The sequence below is a fragment of the uncultured Parvimonas sp. genome, from assembly GCF_963524015.1.
In the GTDB taxonomy this organism is placed as follows: domain Bacteria; phylum Bacillota; class Clostridia; order Tissierellales; family Peptoniphilaceae; genus Parvimonas.
Genome location: NZ_CAURDT010000001.1, coordinates 110,982 through 133,283, shown reverse-complemented (window position 1 = coordinate 133,283; position 22,302 = coordinate 110,982). Strand labels below are relative to the sequence as shown.

Genomic DNA, 22,302 nt, shown 5'->3' with positions numbered 1-22,302 from the left:
ACACGAAAAATATTAAATTTCAATAAAAATTAAGAATTTTATTTATACTTTCTTACCATTATATGTCCCCTAAATTTATTAATAGGATTTTTACCTTCAAATCTAATTAACATATAGTATATTTATAAAAATTTATATTTATAAAAATTTAATTTTTATAAATAAAAAAAAGGCCGAAAACTAATTTCGGCCAATTTATTATTAAATTAAATTTTACCAACTAAATCTAATCCTGGAGTTAAAGTTTCATCGCCTGGTTCCCATCTTGCTGGACATACCTTATCTCCATGTTTAGCTACAAATTGTGCAGCTTGAACTTTTCTTAACAATTCTTTAGCGTTTCTTCCAATTCCATTAGCGTTTACTTCATAAAGAACTATTTCACCTTGAGGATTTACAACGAAAGTTCCTCTTAAAGCTTGTCCTTCGCCTTCAATTAATACGCCAAATTGTTCTGAAAGAGAAAGAGCTCTGTCTGAAATCATTGGATATTGAATCTTTCTGATTGTTTCAGAAGCATCCCACCAAGCTTTATGAACAAATTCAGAATCTGTAGATACTGAATAAATTTCGCAACCTATTGCTTTGAATTTATCATAACTTAAAGCTAAATCTTCTAATTCAGTTGGACACACAAATGTAAAATCTCCTGGATAAAAGAAGAAAACACTCCATTTACCTTCTAAATCTTTGTTTGATACTGTGATTAAATCCCCGTCATAATATGCAGGAACTTCAAATTCTTCAATTTTTTTTCCAATTAAACTCATACTAATACCTCCTATATTCGCCTTTTTTACTAAGACATTCATATTATACCACTTTTCTATTCATTCAAACAAAAAAGAGAGCAAAAAGCTCTCTTTAAATTTATAATTATGAAATATATCCTTCATTTGACAAGATTTCTTTAGATTTTTCTAGATTTGCATCATTGACCATTACTACAGGTCCAGTACAACCCATTCCAGTTTTTGCAAATATATTATTTTTCCACAAAGCAACCTTAGCATCTTCAAGTTCAAGAATATCAATTCCACCAATAGTTGCAGTAGCTTGTTCTTCTGCAGGACATTTAACTTCTTCTTCTGGTTCAGCTTTTTTTGCACCAGCAGAAGTAATCTTTTCTAAAATAGCTTTTAGACCAGCTTTATTAGCTTTTTCAAATTCTTTCTTTGAAACTTCTTTAATATTTCCTTTAACTAATTGTCCTGCATAAGTCATAGCATTTGCAATAACAGGGAATCCTGAAGCTCTTGATACTATAAGAACAAGTCTATCATATCCTTCACCAATTCCTGGTCCATAACCATAACCCATAGCTTCAAATCCACCACCAGTAGTGTATGATGAGAAAACTTTCATCAAAAGATTTCCAGTTAATGTATCATTTACCATTACATCTGGGACTCCTTGCAATAAGTCATTTCCTCTCATTAATACTCCACCATCAGCTCTGTTAGACTCAGCAAAGTTCATATCATAACCATTTTCTTTTAATTCTTTAAATGCTCTTTCAACAGAAACTGCATTATCTACATTCAATATACCTACTGTAGGATTTTGAATACCTAATGCTTTTGCAACAATAACTCCATAGATACCATTTTTAACCATACCTTCTACTCTATGTGCAGAAGATGTACCAGTAGTTGTCGCAATAATCATTTCCTTTGCAGCAGCTGGAGTAATAACTCTACCTACAGTAGAAACTCCAATTGGAAAACTATAATGCATAGTTACACAACCATCAATTTCACCACTATCTAATAGTGATTCCATTTTTTTGTAACCTTCTTCTTCATTAGCAACAACATATTGCTTTAATGAAGTATTTACTTCTGGTCCAATAATGCAATATTCTACACTATTATCTCTTGATTGAGCAAGCTCAGCTCCTTTTACAACATTATCTAATCCATGTTCACTGCCTAAAGTTGTAACAGCAATCCTTGGTCTTATTCCAAACGCACCTGTTTCTAAACCAGTAGCAATTTCTTCAAAGACATTACCTATTACTTTTTTTATATCAGACATGAAATCACCTCTATTCTTCAATTAAAGAAGATGCAAAATTTCTCATTGCTTCAGCAACTAATTTCTTAACTTCTTCCTTAGAAACTCCAGAGTTGTCTTCTAATTTACCTGAATTTCTTTCTAAAACAATTGATACACCATCAAATAAGTTAGTCATTCTTCCTAAGAATAAAGAACCCTTACCAATAATCATAGCTCTATTTAATTCACCTGATGTTAAATCTTCACGGCAGAATCCTAAATAAGGTACTCCTGAAGGAATATGTCCTTGAGTTGGAGCCCATCCTTCCATACCATGATCTTCAATAAAGCTAGCAATTTCAGCTTTTTCTAATTGTTTTTTCATTACTCCTAAAGCACCAATCATCTTGAAGTTAGCATTTGGAACATCTCCAGCTCCAGCAGGTTTAGTTATGTCAGGATTTTGCATTTCAGCTGAGTATTTATCAACATCTTTTACTGTTAAATTAGCTTTTTCCAATGGTGCAGTAACTAATGCTGACATAACGGCTTGTGGTGATGAACCAGTTCCTACTGTATGTCTACCAACTATGTCAGTTCTTAATACTGGGTTAACTCCATCATTTTCTGAAATTAATGCAGCAAATCCACCAATACAATCTTCTAATATAGGTAATCCTTTCTTAAGGTGGTCTTTACCGTTCATTCCTAATTTAGCTGTACATCCACCTGCAACTATAACAACATTTTTGAAAGTTCCAGAATGAACATGAGATGATGCAGCAATTAAAGTATGAGTTGGAGCAGCACAGAATCCTCTTATATCAGAACCTGAAGCATTGTCAAATCCAGCTAATTCAGCTATAGATTTTGCAAAGTTACCACCACCTCTTTGGTTCATATCTCCACATGCTTCTTCTGAACATTCAATAACATATTCTACATCATTAGGATCTAAATTATTCTTTGCAACTAAATGTAAAGCAGCTAACAATCCAGAAGCTTTTGTAACCAAATTTTCTAACATAACATGAGCTGATAAGTTAACATCAACATCATGAGCTCTAGTAACTACACCTACTAGTTTATCTTCAAAGTATAAACCTTCTGCATGATTATTCATATGTCCTTCAAGAACTGATTGATCAACACCTTCTTTTAATCTTGCAACTAATCCTTCGCTAATTAGTGGATGTTTTTCCAAATCAGCTTTAACAGATTCAGTAAACTCTTTGTTAAGATAAACTAAATCAAAGGCATCACAAATTTTCATAAGACCAACAAATTCATGTTCTGGCATTATTTCACCATATTTACCATCTCTTGGAGCTCCAGATAAATATTTATCTGCATCTGACCATGGTTGTGGCACAGCCTTTAAATCTTCTGGTCTTTTGTTTCCAATGTAAACTTGGTTTGGTAAATAATTTAATACTTCTTCATATTTTCTAATATGATTTGGTATTTCCTTTAAATATTCTGAATCAGGATTTAAAGCCTTTTCAGTAGTTTGAGTTGTTCCATTTTGAATTATCATGTCTGGTGCATGAACTAATACGTAAGAAGTTCCTTTTAATACAGGAAAATTCATCTTAATTACCTCCTTTAATATAAAAAACAGATAGCATAGTATGTATTGCATATAAGCCAACTACCCTCATCTAATAGAATACCATTAAATTAAAAAGGTGTCAATACCTGACACCTTTTTTTACTTAAAAATTATTCAAATATTGTTTGTCCTTCAACTTCAGTTGATAAAGCTTTTAATGCTTTTTTAACAATACCCATTCTTAATGCATATTCTTCTTCATGGCTCAATTTAGGATTACCTAATGGATGAGGAATTGCTATAGCAGGAACAATTCTGTTAGCTCCTACTGTTAATGAAATTGGAGTTACAGTACATACATGTACTACTGGAATTCCAGCTCTCTCAATTTCTTTTACCATCGTTGCACCGCAACGTGTACAAGTACCTCAGGTAGATGTTAATATAACTGCATCTACTCCATCAGCAACCAATTCTTTGCTGTATTTTTCTGCAAATGCTTTTGCAGAAGCTACAGCTGTACCATTTCCTACTGTAGTATAGAAATATCTATGAAGACTTCCAATTTCACCCTTCTTTTCAAGTTCTCTTAAAACATCAACAGGTAAAACTCTATCTGCATCTTGGTTCGCATAAACTGGGTCATAACCACCATGTGCTGTTTCCCATTCGCCTTCTTTAAGATCCATTACACCTTCAATATCATATTTACCATATTTTGAAGCTGATGAAGACTCAATATGATCAGGGTTTCCATGAGGAACAATACCACCTGATGTTACCAAAGCAATCTTAGCTTTTGTAATATCTTTAACAGCTGGATTTGGATCTACTCTGTCAAAGTGTGGCATTGGAAATTCTGTTTCAAATTCCTCACCTTTTAACTTTTTAATCATCATATTTACAGCTCTCTTACCACCGAAATCTTCTCTAAATATGTTCTTTCTAACTCCTCTTTCAATGTAACCTTCTTCAGCTGGAGAACCAATTTCTTCTCCTTTAACAAGTTTCATTGCAAGTGGAACCATTTTGCTTACAGCATCTTTCATACCTGCAGCACTATTTTTAGTTGAAACTATATATATGCTCTTTTTGAACATATCTGCACCTGGGTTTTCAATATACATACCAGTTAAAGCCGGAATACCCAATTCATTTTGAACAGCTTCAGTAATTGTACCAGCAGCAACTCCATAACGACCAGCATTAAATGCAGGACCTGCTATGAATAAATCTGGATTGTACTTTTTAACCATTTCTAAAACTTCTGCTTTAGCTTGGTCCATATTTTCACCAAAATAGCTGTCTCCGCAAATAACTGTAGCAACTATTTCAGCTTCACCCTTAAAACCGGCATTTAATGCTAAACCAGGTCCAATTTTTTCTTCTCTGACTTCTGGTTTATAATCTGCCTTTTCTTCTCCACCTATACCAGCAAAGAATTGGTTTATATAGTGAACTACTCTTAATTTTTCCACACTAATCACCTCTCTATCATATATTTATATATGATTTTTTTCTTAATTACAAATTATAATGAATTTCTAATTTCACTTACAGCTTCAATGATAGCATCACAGTCAAGAACCATTTCCATCATACCAATTTGGTCATCATAAACTGATTCATCAACTTCTGCTTTAAATTCAGGTTCAACTGCGTGATATACTTTAAGTCCTAACTGAACTCCTGCTAATGGACCTGCAAAAGTAGGGTCTCCTGTAGTTACAGTTTCAGCTGCTAATGCTGCTGATTCTGCTTCAGATGCTCCTAAAAGAACTAAACAATTTTCTGCTCCGTATTTTTCTGCTAATTCTTTTACCCTTCTTTGATTTTCTAAGTCCATTGCTCCTGCTGCAGTTCAGACAAAACATTCAGTTGCTGAAAATACTATTTCTGCAGGAGTTGTAGCGACACATTCTTCCATAGCTGGTCCTGGTATACCATCTCTATCACCGATTATGATTACTTTTGTATTTTCTGTAAAAAGTGCCATATCGCTAACACATCCTTTCTATATATTTTATTTTCGTTTAATTTTATATAATATTCCGTGTATTTAATAAATTTTAATAGCCAGTAGCTGATAATCTATTAAATCCTAATTCATTTGTTGCACCTGTAATTGCTTGTAATTCAACCATAATTGAACCATCTTCTCTTAATGATCCATCGAATCCACCTGCAATAATGTCAACATAATCTAAAGTTCCAATAACTTTGTCCATCTTAGGTAATACAATAGTTTCGTTAGCATTACCACCAGTTACTACCGCATTTGCAGCAACATCAGCATCAGCTAAAGATTGACTTGCACCGTCTCTACCAGCATATTCATCAGTAATGATAACTGTTTTAACGCCTTTACCTTCGATTTTTTTACAGTTCATAATTAAATCTGTATCCGGGTTACCAAATCCTTCTTGTGATACGATAGCTCCATCAAGATTTAAAAATTCACATAATTTAGCAGTCCAGTTTGATGATCTTTCTTTATCTGCTAAATATACATTTTCGTTAGTGATAATAACACCAACAAAGTTGATTTCTTTTCCATGCTTTTCATACATTGCTCTAACAACTGGGTTGTTTAAGTGATGATAAGTTGTATTCTTATCACAAGCAGATACACAGTTACCACTTAATATAGCTCCATCCATCAATTCTGTTGGATATAATAGTGTTGGAACTATTTGTTTTGCATCTACACCGTAAACATATGTATCATGTAATAATCCTTGAGATTGTAACATTTGAACATAAGCAACTTTTGGTAAATGTTTTAATTCTTCAGCTTGTTCGAATAATGGCTTAGTTTCGAATACTTCTACTTCATCAGGTTCAACTTCTTTACCAGCTAATCCTAAATAAGTAGCAGCTTTTAATCCTGCCATTCTAACAGCTTTTTCGTAAGCATGAGCTTCAACACCTTCAGCTGGTTCCACAATTAAAACTATATTATTAGTTTTAGAGAATGGTGTATATTCAGCTCCAGGTCCTTGCATATCAACAATACCTTCTTGGAAGCCTACTATTTTACCAACTGTCATTACTGCGGCTCCTTTAAGAACATGAGTTCTTCCTGAACCAACTACATCAACTTTTGAAATCATTCCAGGGAATACTCCGCCTGCTCCGTTAACCTTTACTCTTGGTTCTACAACATCCTTAATTGGAGTAATTCTTACACTTTCACCTGGTTTTGCAAGATCTACGTCTACTGATTTTAAGTGTTCATCATCCATTAAATGAGCTATTAATTCTTCCTTATTAATGTATAAAACACCTTTGTCAACTTTTGTTTCTGAACAAAATTTAACATCGTTAATTAAGATTTTTCCTAATTCTAGACGCATATACTCACCTCCTTAAAATTTATATATTTAATCCTTTCGGAATTAAATTCATTTATTCAAAACTTTCGACATATTTTCTAGCATTTATTGCGGCTATTGCACCATCATTAACAGCAGTAACCACTTGTCTAAGTTCTTTTACTCTAACATCTCCAGCAACAAAAACACCTTCAACATTAGTTCTCATAGTTTCATCTGAGACTATATAATTTCTATCAGTTTCAATCTTTCCTTCAAATAATGAACTTTCAGGTATATAACCTACGAAAATAAAAACGCCAAAAATCATATCGCCTTCTCTTGGAACTATCTTAGTTTTTTCTCCAGTTTTATTATTTACTATATTCATAGCTCCTAACAAACTAGCACCTTCAAAACTTTCTACCTCAACGTTCCACATAATCTTCAGTTTTTCACATTTTAAAGCTTTTTCTTCTATTGATTTAGCCACTGATAATTTATCTTTTCTTACTAGTAATGTAACATTTCGTCCAAATTTTGTAAGATACATCGCTTCTTCAACTGCAGCTTCTCCTGAGCCAACAACATAAATATCCAAATCTTGGAAAAAAGGTGCATCACAAGTTGCACAATATGCTATTCCTTTACCAGTAAATTCTTTTTCACCCGGAACATTAAGTAATCTTGGATTTGATCCAGTTGCAATTATCACAGACTTTCCTTCATAAGTAGCATTTTCTCCTTGAACTACCTTTGTGTTCCCAGAAAAATCAACATTAATCACTGTATCTGTTACAAATTCTGCTCCAAACGATTTGGCTTGTTTAACCATTCTTTCAATTAATTCAGGACCTGTTGGGACATCTTCTGCCCCTGGATAATTTGCTATTTCGTCAGTCTTAGCTATCAATCCACCTGGTGTTCCCTTTTCAATAATTATTGTTTTCATACTAGCTCTTGCAGCATAAATCCCTGCACTTATTCCCGCAGGACCAGCTCCAATTATAATACAATCATACATAATTTACCTCCAATTACAGTATCAAAATAATAAACTGTAATGAAAACACATTCGTTTATTATTATATATTAAGTTTACCCAATTGTAAAGCATTTTTTGATAAAATCATAATAAAACTTTTTTATAACTTTAAGTATTTGTATATAAAATTCACAATCTTTTTAAAGTTCCTTTCCTAATGTGTAATTTGCAATATTCACACTATGGTCTGCAATTCTTTCAAAATTTGATAATATGTCAAGAAATTTAACTCCAGCATTTGTATCACAAATGCCTTTATTAATTCTATCCATATGGTTTCTTCTATAACTTTCTTCTAATATGTCTACTTCTTCCTCAATATTAATACAATTTTTTGCTAACTCAAGATTATTATCTTTATATGCAATAGTTGTATCAATTACAATTTTCATAACATCTGAAGATATTTTTTCATATTCATCAAAAGCTGTTTTACTAAATACAGAATTTTCATCTTTAATTTCTTGAATCAATTCTATTATATTTTCGCAATGATCTCCAATTCTTTCATAATCATTTATAGCGTACATCATAACAAATACTTTATGTTTTTCTTCATCAGATAAATTTTTATCAGCTAAGGGAACTAAATAGTCAATAATTTCCTTTTCTAATCCATTAATCATTTTTTCTCTATTAAAAACAAATTCTATATTCTTGCCACTTTTAGTCTTAAATGCCTCAATTGTCTTTTCAAGAGATTCAATGACAATTTCTCCCATTCTAGCAACCTCTTTTTGAGCTTGAATAATTGCAATACTTGGTGTTTCAAAAAATCTTTTATCCAAATTTTCAGAATAATGTTCTTCTACGACATCATCTCCTTTTATTACTAATTGTGATATTTTAACTAAAAGACTAGAAAATGGTAATTGAATTAAAACATTTATTATATTAAAAAATGTATGAGCATTAGCAATTTGCCTTTGAACATTTCCTGGAGAAATATATTCAACTAAATATTGAACTGGAATTCTTAGAACAGTCATAAATATTATAGTTCCTATTAAATTGAATAGAAAATGAATAAAAGCAGCTCTCTTTGCATTTTTACTTGCTCCTATTCCAGCAATCATAGCGGTTGTTGTTGTGCCAATGTTATCACCAAAAAGAACTCCAAAAGCCTGGTTTATATTAATAGCTCCTTGCATTCCCAATGCTTCCAACAATCCTATTGAGGCAGATGATGATTGAAGTACAGTAGTTAATAAGAATCCGGCTAAAACTCCAATAAATGGGTTATTTAATTTTACAAGTATATTCTTAAACCATTCTTCTTGTGCAAGAGGTTCTAATCCACTACTCATAATAGACATACCTAAAAATAATATTCCAAAACCAATTAATATTTCAGATATATCTTTTTTTCTATCGTTCTTTGCTCTCATCCACATAAAAACACCTATAGCGATAACTAATGGTGCATATTTTGAAATATCAAAAGCAATAATTTGTGCAGTTATAGTAGTCCCAACATTTGCACCTATTATTATTCCAACAGATTGAGCTAAAGTCATAAATCCAGCGTTTACAAAACCTATAGCCATTATAGTAGTAGCAGAACTAGATTGAATAATCATTGTAACAAAAATACCAACCAATACTGCATATATTTTATTTTTTGTTATTGCAGCGATTATTCCTTTTAATCTTTCACCACAAGACTTTTGTAGTCCTGCACCCATTAAATTCATTCCATATAAAAATAAACCTAAACCGCCTAAGACAGAAATGAAAATAGACATATTTCCTCCAAAAATTATAAAAAAAATCAAAATATTAGCTCATATATTATATATAAACTTATCAATAATAGTATACCATAAAATGAAATAAAAATAATATTTATTTCAATCAATTCAATAAATTAATCTTAAAATTTATATAAATAATGAGCTAATCAAAAATTATTATACTCTATTTAATATTATAAAATGCAGATAATCCTAAAAATTTAGAATTTTCTCCAAGTCTGTCCTCAATTCTCAATAATTGATTATATTTACAAATTCTATCAGTTCTAGATGCTGATCCTGTTTTTATTTGACCAGCATTAACAGCAACAGCTAAATCAGCAATAGTTGTATCTTCTGTTTCTCCAGATCTATGAGAAATTACACAAGTATAACCATGAGTTTTAGCAAGCTCTATTGCATCAAGTGTTTCAGTTATTGTTCCAATTTGATTTAATTTAATCAATATTGAATTAGCAATTCCTTTTTCTATTCCCATATTTAATCTTGAGTAATTAGTAACAAATAAGTCATCACCAACTAATTGAACTTTATTTCCAATTTTTTCAGTTAAAAGTTTCCATCCATCCCAATCATCTTCAGATAATCCATCTTCAATTGAAATAATAGGATATTTTTCAACTAGTTCACAATAGTAATTTACTAACTCTTGTGAAGAGTAAATTTTTCCTTCTCCTTTAAAATCATATTTTCCATTTTCATACATTTCACTAGAAGCTACATCCAAAGCAAGAAAAATATCTTTTCCTGCTTTATAGCCAGCTTTTTCAATGGCTTCCATAATTGTTTGTAGGGCTTCTTCATTAGAATTTAAATTAGGGGCGAATCCACCTTCGTCACCAACTGCTGTATTATATCCTTTTGACTTTAAAACAGATTTTAAGTTATGGAAAACTTCTGTTCCCATTCTTAGAGCTTCTTTAAATGAACAAGCTCCTGCAGGCATAACCATAAATTCTTGAATGTCTACATTATTATCAGCATGTTCTCCACCATTTAAAATATTCATCATCGGAACAGGTAAAGTTTTTGCGTTAACTCCACCTATATATTCGTAAAGAGGGGTATCTGATTCAATTGCTGCAGCTCTTGCAACTGCCATGGAAACTCCTAAAATTGCATTTGCACCTAATTTTGATTTGTTTTCAGTTCCATCAATTTGAATTAAAGCTCTATCAATTCCAACTTGATCAAAAATATCAAATCCAATCAATTCATCTGCTATAATTTCATTAACATTATTAACTGCATTTAATGTTCCTTTTCCCAAATATCTGGATTTGTCGCCATCCCTAAGTTCAACAGCTTCATGTACTCCTGTTGATGCCCCTGAAGGGACAATCGCACTTCCAACTGTACCGTTTTCAGTTGTAACCTCAACTTCAACAGTAGGATTTCCTCTTGAATCTAAAACTTCTCTTGCATAAATTTCAACTATTAAGCTCATAATATTCTCCTTATTATTTATAATTTATTAATGCACAAAAACTAGCACTTTCTAAGCAAGCTCCACCAACTAAAGCACCATCTACATTCTCTTTTTGCATTAAATCTTTTATATTGTTTGGTTTAACACTGCCTCCATATTGAATTCTTATATTTTCAGATAAATTTCCATAAATATCAAATAAAATTTCTCTAATAAATTTAATCATATTTTCAGTATCATCGGAAGATGCAGTTAAGCCTGTTCCTATTGCCCATATTGGCTCATAAGCAATTATTACTTTTTCAATATCAGTTTCACTAATACCTTCTAGAGTATTTCTTATCTGTTTTTCAACAACTTCTTTTTCTACTCCTGAATTTCTTTCTTCAAGAGTTTCACCACAACATAATATTGGAATCAATTTATTTTGTAATGCAGATTTTACTTTTTTATTAATCATTTCATCAGTTTCGTTAAAAATAGTTCTTCTTTCAGAATGCCCTAATATTACATATGACACTCCACAGCTTTTTAACATTAAAGGAGAAATTTCACCTGTAAATGCACCTTTGGTTTCAAAGTACATATTTTGAACCCCTAAACCTACATCAGAACCTTCTAACAGTTTATTAACTTCTGTAACATAAACAAAAGGAACACATACTACTTTCTCAACATTATTATCTAACTTCTCTGATACAATTTCTTTTACTAATTTCTTGGCTTCATCTAAATCTTTATTCATTTTCCAGTTTCCAATAATAACAGGTTTCCTCATACTACCTCCAATTATTTATTATCTATTGAGTCAATTCCTGGTAAAATCTTACCTTCTAAGAATTCTAAAGATGCACCTCCACCCGTTGAAATATGTGTTATTTTATCTTTATAACCCGATTTTTCAGCAGCAGATGCACTATCTCCTCCACCAATAATACTAATCGCTTCACTTTCTGCAATAGCCTTTGCAATTTCAAATGTACCCTTTGCAAAATTTGACATTTCAAAAACTCCCATCGGACCATTCCAAACAACAGTTTTTGCATTATTAATTTCATCTGAAAATAGTTTAACTGTCTTTTCTCCAATATCTAATCCCATATAATCATCTTCTATTGAATCTATATTAACTGTTTTAAATTCAGAATCATTAGAAAATTCTTTACAAACAACCACATCTATAGGTAATAACATCTTAACATTTTTACTTTTTGCTTTTTCAATCAACTCTTTTGCTAAATCAATTTTATCTTCTTCCAATAAACTTTTACCTACTGAATAGCCTAAAGATTTTAAGAATGTAAATGCCATTCCTCCCCCGATTATTATACTGTCTACTTTTTCAATCAAATTTTCAATAACAGTAATTTTATCAGATACTTTTGCCCCTCCTAAAATTGCTACAAAAGGTCTTTCAGGATTAGAAAGCGCTTTTCCCATTATAGAAATTTCCTTTTCTACTAAAAATCCCACAGCTGATGGTAAAAACTTACAAAGTCCAACATTTGAACAATGAGCTCTATGACTTGTACCAAAAGCATCATTTATATACAATTCACCCAGCTCAGCCAATTCTTTAGAAAAATCATCGATATTTTTTGTTTCTTCGTTTCTAAATCTTGTATTTTCTAATAAAGCAACTTCTCCATCTTTTAGTTTTAAAACTTCATTTTTTACATTATCATCCACTACTAAATTACTTTGTAAAAATTTAACATCTTTATTTAAAAGTTTAGATAATTCTTTAGCTACTGGTGCTAATGAAAATTCTTTCTTAGCTTCTCCCTTTGGTCTACCTAGATGAGATAATAAAATTATTTTTGCATTATTTTCAATTAAATATTTGATTGTAGGTAATGCTGCTACTATTCTAGCATTATCAGTAATTTTACCTTCTTCTGTTTTTGACATTGGAACGTTAAAATCAACTCTTACAATAACTCTTTTTGAGGTCACTTCTAAATCAGTAATAACTTTTTTATTCATAATTACTCCTTACTATACAATATGAGGTGAAAACCTCCACCTCATATTATTATTAAATAATAAGATTCCAATTTTGGAAATTCTTATTTATAGACTATTTTGAAAGATTAACTAAATATTGGAAAGTACGTATCAAATTTGCAGTATATGACATTTCATTATCATACCACGCAACTGTTTTAACTAATTGTTTTCCATCAACTTCAACTATTCTAGTTTGAGTAGCATCAAATAAAGAACCAAATTTTATTCCTATTACATCTGTAGAAACTATAGGATCTTCAGTATACCCAAATGATTCACTTGATGCTTCTTTCATTGCATTGTTAATTTCTTCAACTGTAACATTTTTTTCTAAAACTGTTACCAATTCTGTCAATGATCCTGTAGCAACAGGTACTCTTTGGGCAGAACCGTCTAGTTTTCCTTTTAATTCAGGAATAACAAGTCCAATAGCTTTAGCTGCACCTGTTGTATTTGGAACTATATTTATTGCAGCAGATCTAGCTCTTCTCATATCACCTTTTCTATGTGGAGCATCTAAAGTATTTTGGTCGCCTGTATATGCATGAATAGTGGTCATAATACCTTGAACAATTCCAAATTTATCTTGTAAAACTTTAGCCATTGGTGCTAAACAGTTAGTAGTGCAAGAAGCTCCTGATAAAATTTGTTCTGTTCCATCCAATATGTCATGATTTACACCATAAACTACTGTTTTCATGTCACCTTTCCCCGGTGCTGATATAATTACTCTTTTAGCACCAGCATCAATATGGAATTGTGCTTTTTCCTTTGCAACAAAGAAACCTGTACATTCTAATACAACATCTATATCTAATTCTTTCCAAGGTAAATTCTTAGGATCTGCATCTGAGAAAACTTTTATTTCTTTCCCATCTATAGAAAAACATCCTTCTTTTACAATTACTTCTTTTTCAAATCTTCCTTGAGTTGAATCATATTTTAACAAATGAGCTAACATATTTGCATCTGTTAAATCATTTATAGCTACTACTTCAACTCCATCCAAATCGTGCATTAATCTAAATGCCAATCTACCTATTCTTCCAAAACCGTTAATCGCAACTTTCATTTCGATTCCTCCTTAAAATTTTATAAAAAGCTTTCGCTTATAATATATTTAAAATCTTTTTAGCTGATTCTTTATCTGTAACTAAAGTCATATCTTTTCTAATGTTACAAATAGAAATAATCGCCTTATACTTTTCTCCATAACCCGCAATTGCAATTACTTCTTTAATCTTTAAATACTGATCCATATCTAATCCGATAGTATTCGAACTATACACAATGTTTCCACTAATATCAAAGTAATTTCCAAATGCTTCACTAACTGCATTTTTTTCATTTAATATTTTTATTTCATCTTCAGTTAATGAACGTCTTTTTGCCATAGCATCAGATCGCCCAATACCAAAAACTAATACATTTATCTTATTTAAATATTCAATTAGCGTTTTTACTTCTTCTAAATCCTTTAATCTATCAAATGTTAAATCATCTAAATAATCTGGTAGAAAAGTTCCGAAAAAATTTGCCCTAAGTTTTTTTGATAAATTATTAGCCACAACATTTGACTGGTATTCCAAGCCATTACCTAAACTTCCTCTAGCAGGTATAACAGCAATTTTATCATATGATTTTTTAACATTCATTATATCTACGAATGTTTTAACTGTTGTACCTCCTGATATTCCAATTACATCATTCTCAGAAATTGTATTTAAAAAATACTCCGCTGTAACCTTTGCAATTTGTTCCTTTCCCAAAGATTCATCACCAAACGAATCACTAACTATAACTTTTTTTATTCCTAATTTTAGCTTTAACTTATCTGCAATATCTTGGTTTTCATTAAAATTATTAATCAAATCTCTAAGTTCTATTAACATAGACTCTCCAAGATCAGTTATAAAAGTTCCGGATTTAATTACCTCAACAAACTTTTCTTCAGTAAAAAATTCTAATTCATTTCTTACTAGGCGTTCTCCAACACCTAAATATGATGAAATATTTCTTCTCCCAACAGGGGCATTCATGGAAATGTATTCTAGAATTTTATATCTAAAAACAAATTTTTCAATCAAATCTGGAACAAACTTTTTTAAATAATCTATATCATTCATTTTTGTCCCGTTATATACTATTTGTCCCTATGTTTATTTTTTCCCATAATTTTACAATCTTTATGTTATGATTATACTATTATTTAATAAAAAATGCAACAAAAAAATAATAAAATTTTATAATTTTAAGTTATAATTATACTATTCATACAATGATTGATCTGTTAAAATTAAAGGTCCATCTTTTGTAATAACAAAAGTATGTTCATATTGACAAGAAAGTCCACCATCAATTGTTCTAGCAGTCCAGCCATCATCATCAATTGTACATCTCCAGTCACCTGTATTAATCATAGGTTCAACTGTTATTACCATACCTTCAACAAGTCTAACACCTTTTGTTGCAGTAATATAATGAGGAACTTGTGGATCTTCGTGCATTTCAACACCAATTCCATGTCCACAAAAATCTCTGACTATTGAATATCCTTTGGGCTCAACATAATTTTGAATAGCCTTTCCTATATCAACAATTCTATTTCCTATTATTGCTGCATTAATACCCTTATACATAGCCTCTTTTGTTACTTCCATAAGATTTTTAACTTCATCTGAAACTTCACCAACAGCATAACTCCAAGCACTATCTGATAAATATCCATTTAGATCTACAACCATATCTACAGTTATCAAATCACCAGATTTTAACACTTGTTTGCTTGGAAATCCATGGCAAATTACGTCGTTAACAGAAGTACATGTTGCATAAGGATATCCGTGATATCCTATTTGTTTAGGCTTTGCTCCATGTTTTAACATAAAATCATGACAAAATTTATCTATTTCTAAAGTTGTAATACCAGGTTTTATGATATCTCTCAAACCAATATGAATTTTTGACAAAATTTCCCCTGATTTTTTCATACCTTCTATTTCATGTTTACTTTTTATTGTTATCATAATTATCTCCTTGTTTTTTATAAACTATAAACAATTTTTATTAAATATAAATGTTATATAAATATAAATTTTTATATTTCACAACAAAAAGACATACCAAAAAGTATGCCTTTATTTATTAATCTTCTAATTTTATATATGGAACACCTGCTGAAGATGGTCCCTTTGATTTTCCTACAAAGAAAATGAGTACTAATAATGTACTAATATATGGTACCATTGGCAAAATTGATTCAGGAATATTAATATTCAAACTTGGTAATAAAATTGCTAATTCTTGAGCTGCTCCAAAGAATAAACATGCTCCCAAAACACCATATGGTTTCCATTTTCCAAAAATAACTGCTACTAATGCTATAAAACCATGTCCAGAAACTAAAGACTGTGAAAAATTTGATACAGTAGCTAAACTCATAGTTGCGCCACCAAAACCAGCTAACAATCCAGATATTATTACAGCAAAATATCTATATAAATAAACATTTACATTTAGAGTTTCAGCAGCTTTAGGATGTTCTCCTACTGCGATTAATCTTAACCCAAATTTAGTTTTATATAAGTAAATTGACATTAATATAACTAAAGCTATAGCTACATAAGTTGTAATATATTGTCCTAGAATTTTATCTATAAAATCAACACCTGTTAAATTATCAAATATTTTTAACATTTTTCCTTCACCTTCGGCAACAGGAATAGTTTGTTTTGCTCCATCAAACAAAAGTGAACATATAAATAAAGCCACACCAGGTCCAATAAAGTTAATAGCAATACCAGAAACAACTTGATCCGCCCCAAATGTTATACTAACAATTGCGTGGATAAGTGCTACTAGAGATGCTGCGATACCTCCTGCTAAAAATCCTAATAATGCACTTTTTGTAAAATATCCTACTGCAGCGCCTGCAAAAGCACCTATAGTCATCATGCCTTCTAATCCGATATTTGTAACACCTGCTTTTTCTGTAAACATTCCACCTAAAGCAGTAAATAATAATGGAGTAGCAAATAATAATGTATCAGATATAAATAAAGCTATTTTTAATAAACTCATTACTTTTTACCTCCAACCTTCTTAAATTTACTTGAAATGATTTTTATAACTAAAGGCATCGAAATAAATAAAACAATTATACCTATAATAATTTGCACAATTTCATAAGGAACTCCAAGTAGTTGTTGAACCCTAAAACCACCTCTTTTTAAAACACTAAAAAAGAAACCGGAAAATATTGATCCAATAGGATGACTGTTAGCTAAAAGTGCAACAGACATAGCATCAAAACCATTACCTTCAGCTACAGTTAATCTAGCAACATTTCCTGCAAACCCTAAAACTTTTACAGCTCCTGCAACCGCACATAGTGCACCTGATAATCCCATTGATAATACAAGATTCTTACCAACGTTTATACCACCAAATTCTGCAGCGTTTGGATTTAATCCAACTGCTTTTAGTTCATATCCTTTTGACGTTTTATTTAATAAATAATAAACTAAAAATGCTAAAATAATTGCCAATATAATTCCAAAATTTATATCAGCAGAAAAGAAATCTTTTACGAAGGGAATAGAAGAATTTCTTAATCCTTGAAACATTTTTATACTTGCTGTAGATTGTATATCGTTTGAAGTTTGTCCTGTTTCATTATAAAACTTTCCAAATGTCACTACTAAATTTGAGAAATATAAAGCTATCCAATTTAACATAATTGTTGTAATTACTTCATGAACACCAAACTTTGATTTAATCCAACCTGCAAATCCACCCCAAGCCATTCCTGCTAAAGCAGCTAATATAATACAAACTATTGGATGAATAATTGGAGGTAATTTTAAAAAGTAGCCAAAAAATGCAGCTGTTAAAGAACCTATTATAAATTGGCCTTCGGCTCCGATATTAAAGGCTCCAGTTTTAAATGCTAGCGAAACTCCAATACTTCCTATGATTAATGGAACTGCGTCAACTAATGTCCTAGCAAAAAATTTTGGTCTTGAAAAAGTAGTTTCTATCATTATTTTATAATAATTAATAGGATTAAATCCAGCTATCATAATAACTATAGATCCTACAACAAATCCAATTAATACAGAGAATAAAAGTAATAATATTTTTTTTCTACTGTTCATTACTAATAACACCTCCCGCCATCATAAGTCCTAATTCATTTTCGTTGGCATCTTTTGCTAATTTTTCCCCAACAATATTACCTTTGTAGATAACAGCTATTCTATCAGATAAATCCATTACTTCGTCTAATTCAAAGGAAATTAATAATACAGCTTTTCCTTTATCACGTTGTTCTACAATATATTTATGGATTATTTCAATAGCTCCAACATCTAGTCCTCTCGTAGGTTGTGCAGCTATCAATAAATCAGGATTGTTATCAATTTCTCTTGCTAAGATTACTTTTTGTTGATTTCCACCAGAAAGTCCTCTAGCAGTAGCATGAATATCATTTGGTCTTATATCAAATTTATCAATCATTTTTTGTGTATATGATTCTATCTCTTTAAAATTTAATATACCTTTTTTAGAAAAAGGAGCTTTACCTCTTTTTTCTAAAATCATATTTTCTGATACTGAAAAATCTAATACCAAACCATGTTTATGTCTATCCTCAGGAATTGTACTAATTCCACTTTCAATAATTTCATAAACTGATTTATTCGTAATATCTTTACCAAGGATGGTAATATTCCCTGACTCAACTTTTCTAAGGCCTGTAATAGCTTCAATAAGTTCTGATTGACCATTTCCATCAACTCCAGCAATACCTAAAATCTCACCTTTTCTTACATTTAGGCTCAATCCTTTTAAAGCTGGTAAATATCTATTATTAAGAACATTAATATCTTTGATATCTAATACAACTTCACCTATTTCGTTATCTTTCTTATTTACACTAAAACTAACTTCTCTACCAACCATTTTTTCTGCTAACTCTTTTTGTGATGAGTCAGCAACAGTAACTTTATCAATAAACTTTCCACGACGAATAATAGTACAATAATCTGCCATTTTTTTAATTTCATCTAATTTATGTGTAATTATTATGATAGACTTTCCTTCATTTCTTAAATTATTACAGATATTAATAAATTCTTCAATTTCTTGTGGAGTTAATACCGCTGTAGGTTCATCAAAAATAATTATTTCAGCACCCTTATATAGTGCTTTTAAAATTTCAACTTTTTGTTGAGAGCCAACAGTAATATCTTGAATTTTTTCATCTAAGTCTATATTGAATCCATATTTTTCAATTATAGAAAGTACTTTTTTACGTGATTTATCAAGGTCAATAATTAAGCCTTTAGTATCCTCCGTTCCTAATACAATATTTTGAATAACACTAAATGGTTCTATCAACATAAAATGTTGATGAACCATACCAATACCATTCTCAACGGCTATTTTTGGTGTCATATTTGTATATCGTTTGGAATTAATAAAAATTTCTCCAGAATTTGGTGAATATAACCCATAAAGTATATTCATTAAGGTCGTTTTCCCAGCACCATTTTCTCCCAAAAGAGCATGTATTTCTCCCTTTTTTAATTCAAAGTCTACTTCATCTAAAACTTTATTTTTTCCAAAAATTTTAGTGATGCCTTTCATAACTACTATGCTGTCATTAGTTTTGCAATCAGACAAGTCAAAGCCCTCCTCTAAATTGTTTGTATTTTTTATACTATTACTAAATATTATACAATAAAAACTATCTTAATACAAGAAATAAAAATGTAAATTTCATAAAAAACTATATAAAATTTACTATTATTTTAATAGCATTATAACAATTATTTGAACTAATCAACAAATACAGACCCATATTTCTCACCATTAATCTTAATTAAACAATTGTTTGATGTTTCATTAATAATAATACTTTCTATTAATTTATAGTTTTCTTTTTTAATTGATAAATTGATTTTTACTTTTTCTAAATACTCTATATTTAGTACATCTAAACCTAAATTATTTATAATGTTCTCAATTTTTCCCCAATAAACATAGTCTAATACAATATCCAAATCATAAAAAAGTTCTTTTTTAACAATTTTTGACTTTTCTAGTACTCCAACTATTGATTTTGTATATGCTCTAACAAGGCCGCCTGCACCTAATAAAATACCACCAAAATATCTTGTAGAAACTACTAAACAATTAGTTAAATCTTTTTTTCGGAGCACTTCAAGCATTGGAATTCCCGCAGTTCCTGATGGCTCACCATCATCTGAATATTTTTGTATTAACTTATCCACTCCAATAATATATGCAAAACAATTATGCGTAGCATCTTTATATTTCTCTCTTATTTTTAAAATATATTTTTCAGCCTCATCAACACTTTCTATATAGAAAGAATGGCCAATAAACTCTGATTTATTAATAATAAAACTATACGATTGATTACTATGAATGCTTAAAAATGCTTCGTTATTTTTCATTTACTTCATATCCTTTATATATTAAATAGTCTTCTGGTTTTAAAAAGACTTCCAAAAAACAGCCATTTGCAATGTGCTCAATAAATTTCGGTGAATAATTATTTAAAATATTACTCAAAATTTTCTGACTATCATAAGGAATTAATAGCCTTGTTTTTACTAATGATGAAAATAGTTTTTTCTCAATTTCGTTTAAAAGTATAATAATATCTTCATCACTTTTTGCGCTAATAAAAACTTTATCTTCAATATTTGCATATTCTAATTTAATATTTTCATCAGTTATTTTATCTAATTTATTGAAAACATAAATTAATTTTTTATCGTTACATTCAAGTTTTTTTATCATATCATTTGTTATTTTTATTTGTTCATCAACATTTCTATTTGAGATATCAATAACATGTAAAATTAAATCAGAGTATTTTATTTCTTCAAGTGTTCCTTTAAAACTTTCAACTAAATTATGTGGAATATCAGAAACAAAACCTACAGTATCTACATACATTACTTTTGAACCATTTAAAAGTAATCCTTCTCGCACAAATGTATCTAATGTAGCAAACAACATATCCTTAACAAAAACTTCTTTAATTTCAGAATTTTCATCTTTTCCATATGAAATTAACTTATTTATTAAAGTTGACTTCCCAGCATTTGTATATCCAATAAGAGAAATAATTGGCTCTATTGAATTAATTCTCTTTTTTCTAATTTCATTTCTATTTTTCTCAATCTCTTTAAGTTGCAAAGTGATATTTGATATTTCTCTATTTATAGTTCTTCTATCCAATTCAATTTGTTGTTCGCCAATTCCTTTACCACCAATTCCCCCCTGCTGTCTAGAAAAACCACTTCTAAGTGCAGATAATCTTGGTAATGTATATTTTAGTTTTGCAAGTTTAACTTGAAGTTTAGCCTCTTTCGTTCTTGCTCTTTCGCTAAAAATATCTAAAATTAAATTAGTCCTGTCAATAACCCTAATACCTATAATTTCTTCTAGGTTTTTTACTTGAGAGCCTGTCAATTCATTATTAAAAACTACAAATTCAGCATCCAATTTTTCGCAATAGTCTTTAATTTCATTTACTTTTCCTTTCCCAACGTAAAAAGCCTTATCGATATATGACTTTTTTTGAGTCAAACTTAAAACTACTTCTCCATCTAAAGCTTCAACTAATTTTTCTAATTCATTAACTTTATCTTCTAAAGTTTTTTCATCCATATCTATATTTACAGTAACTGTAATAACTTTTTTATTCATAAGAACTCCTTAATTAATACTAAGTTTAATTGTATCATAAATTAATATATAAAAACAAATAAGAACCCCACCCTTCCACGATGCTTCGCATCGGGTGGGTTCCCGGGAACCTTGTTGTTTCACAATAAAAAAGCACACTGAAAAGAGTGCACTTACTTAAAATATTTTACTTTCATTTTTAAAGAAGAAAACTTCTCCAAATTTTCTATTTAATTCTGTTGATATGGTCAGAGCAAGTCTTACATCTGGAATAAAACTACCATTTTCTATTGAAACTATCATTTCAGTTGAAACACCTATTAAAATAGCTAATTCTCTTTGAGAAAGTTCATTTTCAACTCTAAATTTTTCAACATTATTCTTTTCAGATAATTTTCTATTCATAAGATCACCTCTTTTTTAGTAAAACTTAAAATATAGTTTTAATTACAAGTTATATTATGTTTTTATTCTAT

20 protein-coding genes are annotated in these 22,302 nt (G+C 30.1%); all 20 read right to left on the bottom strand.

Annotated elements, in window-relative coordinates:
- Window positions 1-206: 206 nt before the first annotated feature.
- A complete protein-coding gene (ahpC, locus tag RWJ08_RS00585; protein WP_009372322.1) occupies window positions 207-770 on the bottom strand; it encodes an alkyl hydroperoxide reductase subunit C in 564 nt (187 codons plus the stop codon).
- 106 nt (window positions 771-876) lie between these two features.
- On the bottom strand, window positions 877-2,037 hold the full coding sequence (gene grdD, locus RWJ08_RS00580; RefSeq protein ID WP_313960728.1) for a glycine/sarcosine/betaine reductase complex component C subunit alpha: 1,161 nt from the start codon (window positions 2,035-2,037) through the stop codon (window positions 877-879).
- A 10-nt stretch (window positions 2,038-2,047) separates the two neighbouring features.
- Complete coding sequence (gene grdC, locus RWJ08_RS00575) at window positions 2,048-3,589, bottom strand: glycine/sarcosine/betaine reductase complex component C subunit beta (RefSeq protein ID WP_293439635.1); 1,542 nt, start codon at window positions 3,587-3,589, stop codon at window positions 2,048-2,050.
- 131 nt (window positions 3,590-3,720) lie between these two features.
- On the bottom strand, window positions 3,721-5,028 hold the full coding sequence (grdB, locus tag RWJ08_RS00570) for a glycine reductase complex selenoprotein B (RefSeq protein WP_293439633.1): 1,308 nt from the start codon (window positions 5,026-5,028) through the stop codon (window positions 3,721-3,723).
- A 53-nt stretch (window positions 5,029-5,081) separates the two neighbouring features.
- Complete coding sequence (grdA, locus tag RWJ08_RS00565) at window positions 5,082-5,546, bottom strand: glycine/sarcosine/betaine reductase complex selenoprotein A (RefSeq protein ID WP_081446160.1); 465 nt, start codon at window positions 5,544-5,546, stop codon at window positions 5,082-5,084.
- Window positions 5,547-5,619: 73 nt separating this feature from the next.
- The gene (locus RWJ08_RS00560; RefSeq protein WP_009732728.1) at window positions 5,620-6,906 is read right to left on the bottom strand and encodes a glycine/sarcosine/betaine reductase component B subunit; all 1,287 of its coding nucleotides are present in this window, start codon (window positions 6,904-6,906) and stop codon (window positions 5,620-5,622) included.
- A gap of 52 nt (window positions 6,907-6,958) precedes the next feature.
- Window positions 6,959-7,888, bottom strand: coding sequence for an FAD-dependent oxidoreductase (locus RWJ08_RS00555; protein WP_313960727.1), 930 nt, complete (start codon window positions 7,886-7,888; stop codon window positions 6,959-6,961).
- Window positions 7,889-8,049: 161 nt separating this feature from the next.
- Window positions 8,050-9,654 carry a Na/Pi cotransporter family protein gene (locus RWJ08_RS00550; protein ID WP_313960726.1) on the bottom strand — a complete coding sequence of 535 codons (1,605 nt, stop codon included), beginning with the start codon at window positions 9,652-9,654 and terminating at the stop codon, window positions 8,050-8,052.
- Between the two features lie 172 nt (window positions 9,655-9,826).
- Complete coding sequence (gene eno, locus RWJ08_RS00545) at window positions 9,827-11,110, bottom strand: phosphopyruvate hydratase (RefSeq protein WP_313960725.1); 1,284 nt, start codon at window positions 11,108-11,110, stop codon at window positions 9,827-9,829.
- A gap of 13 nt (window positions 11,111-11,123) precedes the next feature.
- Window positions 11,124-11,870, bottom strand: a complete 747-nt coding sequence (tpiA, locus tag RWJ08_RS00540; protein ID WP_313960724.1) for a triose-phosphate isomerase — start codon at window positions 11,868-11,870, stop codon at window positions 11,124-11,126.
- Between the two features lie 11 nt (window positions 11,871-11,881).
- Window positions 11,882-13,078: a phosphoglycerate kinase gene (locus RWJ08_RS00535; protein WP_313960723.1), complete on the bottom strand. Its 1,197-nt coding sequence runs from the start codon at window positions 13,076-13,078 to the stop codon at window positions 11,882-11,884.
- 94 nt (window positions 13,079-13,172) lie between these two features.
- Window positions 13,173-14,174 (bottom strand): type I glyceraldehyde-3-phosphate dehydrogenase, encoded by a 1,002-nt coding sequence (gene gap / locus RWJ08_RS00530; RefSeq protein ID WP_399533191.1) that lies wholly within the window; start codon window positions 14,172-14,174, stop codon window positions 13,173-13,175.
- A 37-nt stretch (window positions 14,175-14,211) separates the two neighbouring features.
- Window positions 14,212-15,228 (bottom strand): sugar-binding domain-containing protein, encoded by a 1,017-nt coding sequence (locus RWJ08_RS00525; protein WP_313960722.1) that lies wholly within the window; start codon window positions 15,226-15,228, stop codon window positions 14,212-14,214.
- Window positions 15,229-15,369: 141 nt separating this feature from the next.
- Complete coding sequence (map, locus tag RWJ08_RS00520; RefSeq protein ID WP_009372256.1) at window positions 15,370-16,128, bottom strand: type I methionyl aminopeptidase; 759 nt, start codon at window positions 16,126-16,128, stop codon at window positions 15,370-15,372.
- Window positions 16,129-16,246: 118 nt separating this feature from the next.
- Window positions 16,247-17,182, bottom strand: coding sequence for an ABC transporter permease (locus RWJ08_RS00515; RefSeq protein ID WP_313960721.1), 936 nt, complete (start codon window positions 17,180-17,182; stop codon window positions 16,247-16,249).
- Window positions 17,182-18,258 carry an ABC transporter permease gene (locus RWJ08_RS00510; protein ID WP_009372779.1) on the bottom strand — a complete coding sequence of 359 codons (1,077 nt, stop codon included), beginning with the start codon at window positions 18,256-18,258 and terminating at the stop codon, window positions 17,182-17,184. The genes RWJ08_RS00515 and RWJ08_RS00510 overlap by 1 nt, the downstream gene beginning before the upstream one ends.
- Complete coding sequence (locus RWJ08_RS00505) at window positions 18,248-19,786, bottom strand: ABC transporter ATP-binding protein (protein WP_009372597.1); 1,539 nt, start codon at window positions 19,784-19,786, stop codon at window positions 18,248-18,250. The genes RWJ08_RS00510 and RWJ08_RS00505 overlap by 11 nt, the downstream gene beginning before the upstream one ends.
- A 155-nt stretch (window positions 19,787-19,941) precedes the next feature.
- Complete coding sequence (locus RWJ08_RS00500; protein ID WP_313960720.1) at window positions 19,942-20,583, bottom strand: YigZ family protein; 642 nt, start codon at window positions 20,581-20,583, stop codon at window positions 19,942-19,944.
- Window positions 20,573-21,847 carry a GTPase HflX gene (hflX, locus tag RWJ08_RS00495; protein WP_313960719.1) on the bottom strand — a complete coding sequence of 425 codons (1,275 nt, stop codon included), beginning with the start codon at window positions 21,845-21,847 and terminating at the stop codon, window positions 20,573-20,575. Before hflX ends, RWJ08_RS00500 begins: the two co-directional genes overlap by 11 nt.
- A gap of 156 nt (window positions 21,848-22,003) precedes the next feature.
- On the bottom strand, window positions 22,004-22,231 hold the full coding sequence (locus RWJ08_RS00490) for a helix-turn-helix domain-containing protein (RefSeq protein WP_313960718.1): 228 nt from the start codon (window positions 22,229-22,231) through the stop codon (window positions 22,004-22,006).
- Window positions 22,232-22,302: the final 71 nt, after the last annotated feature.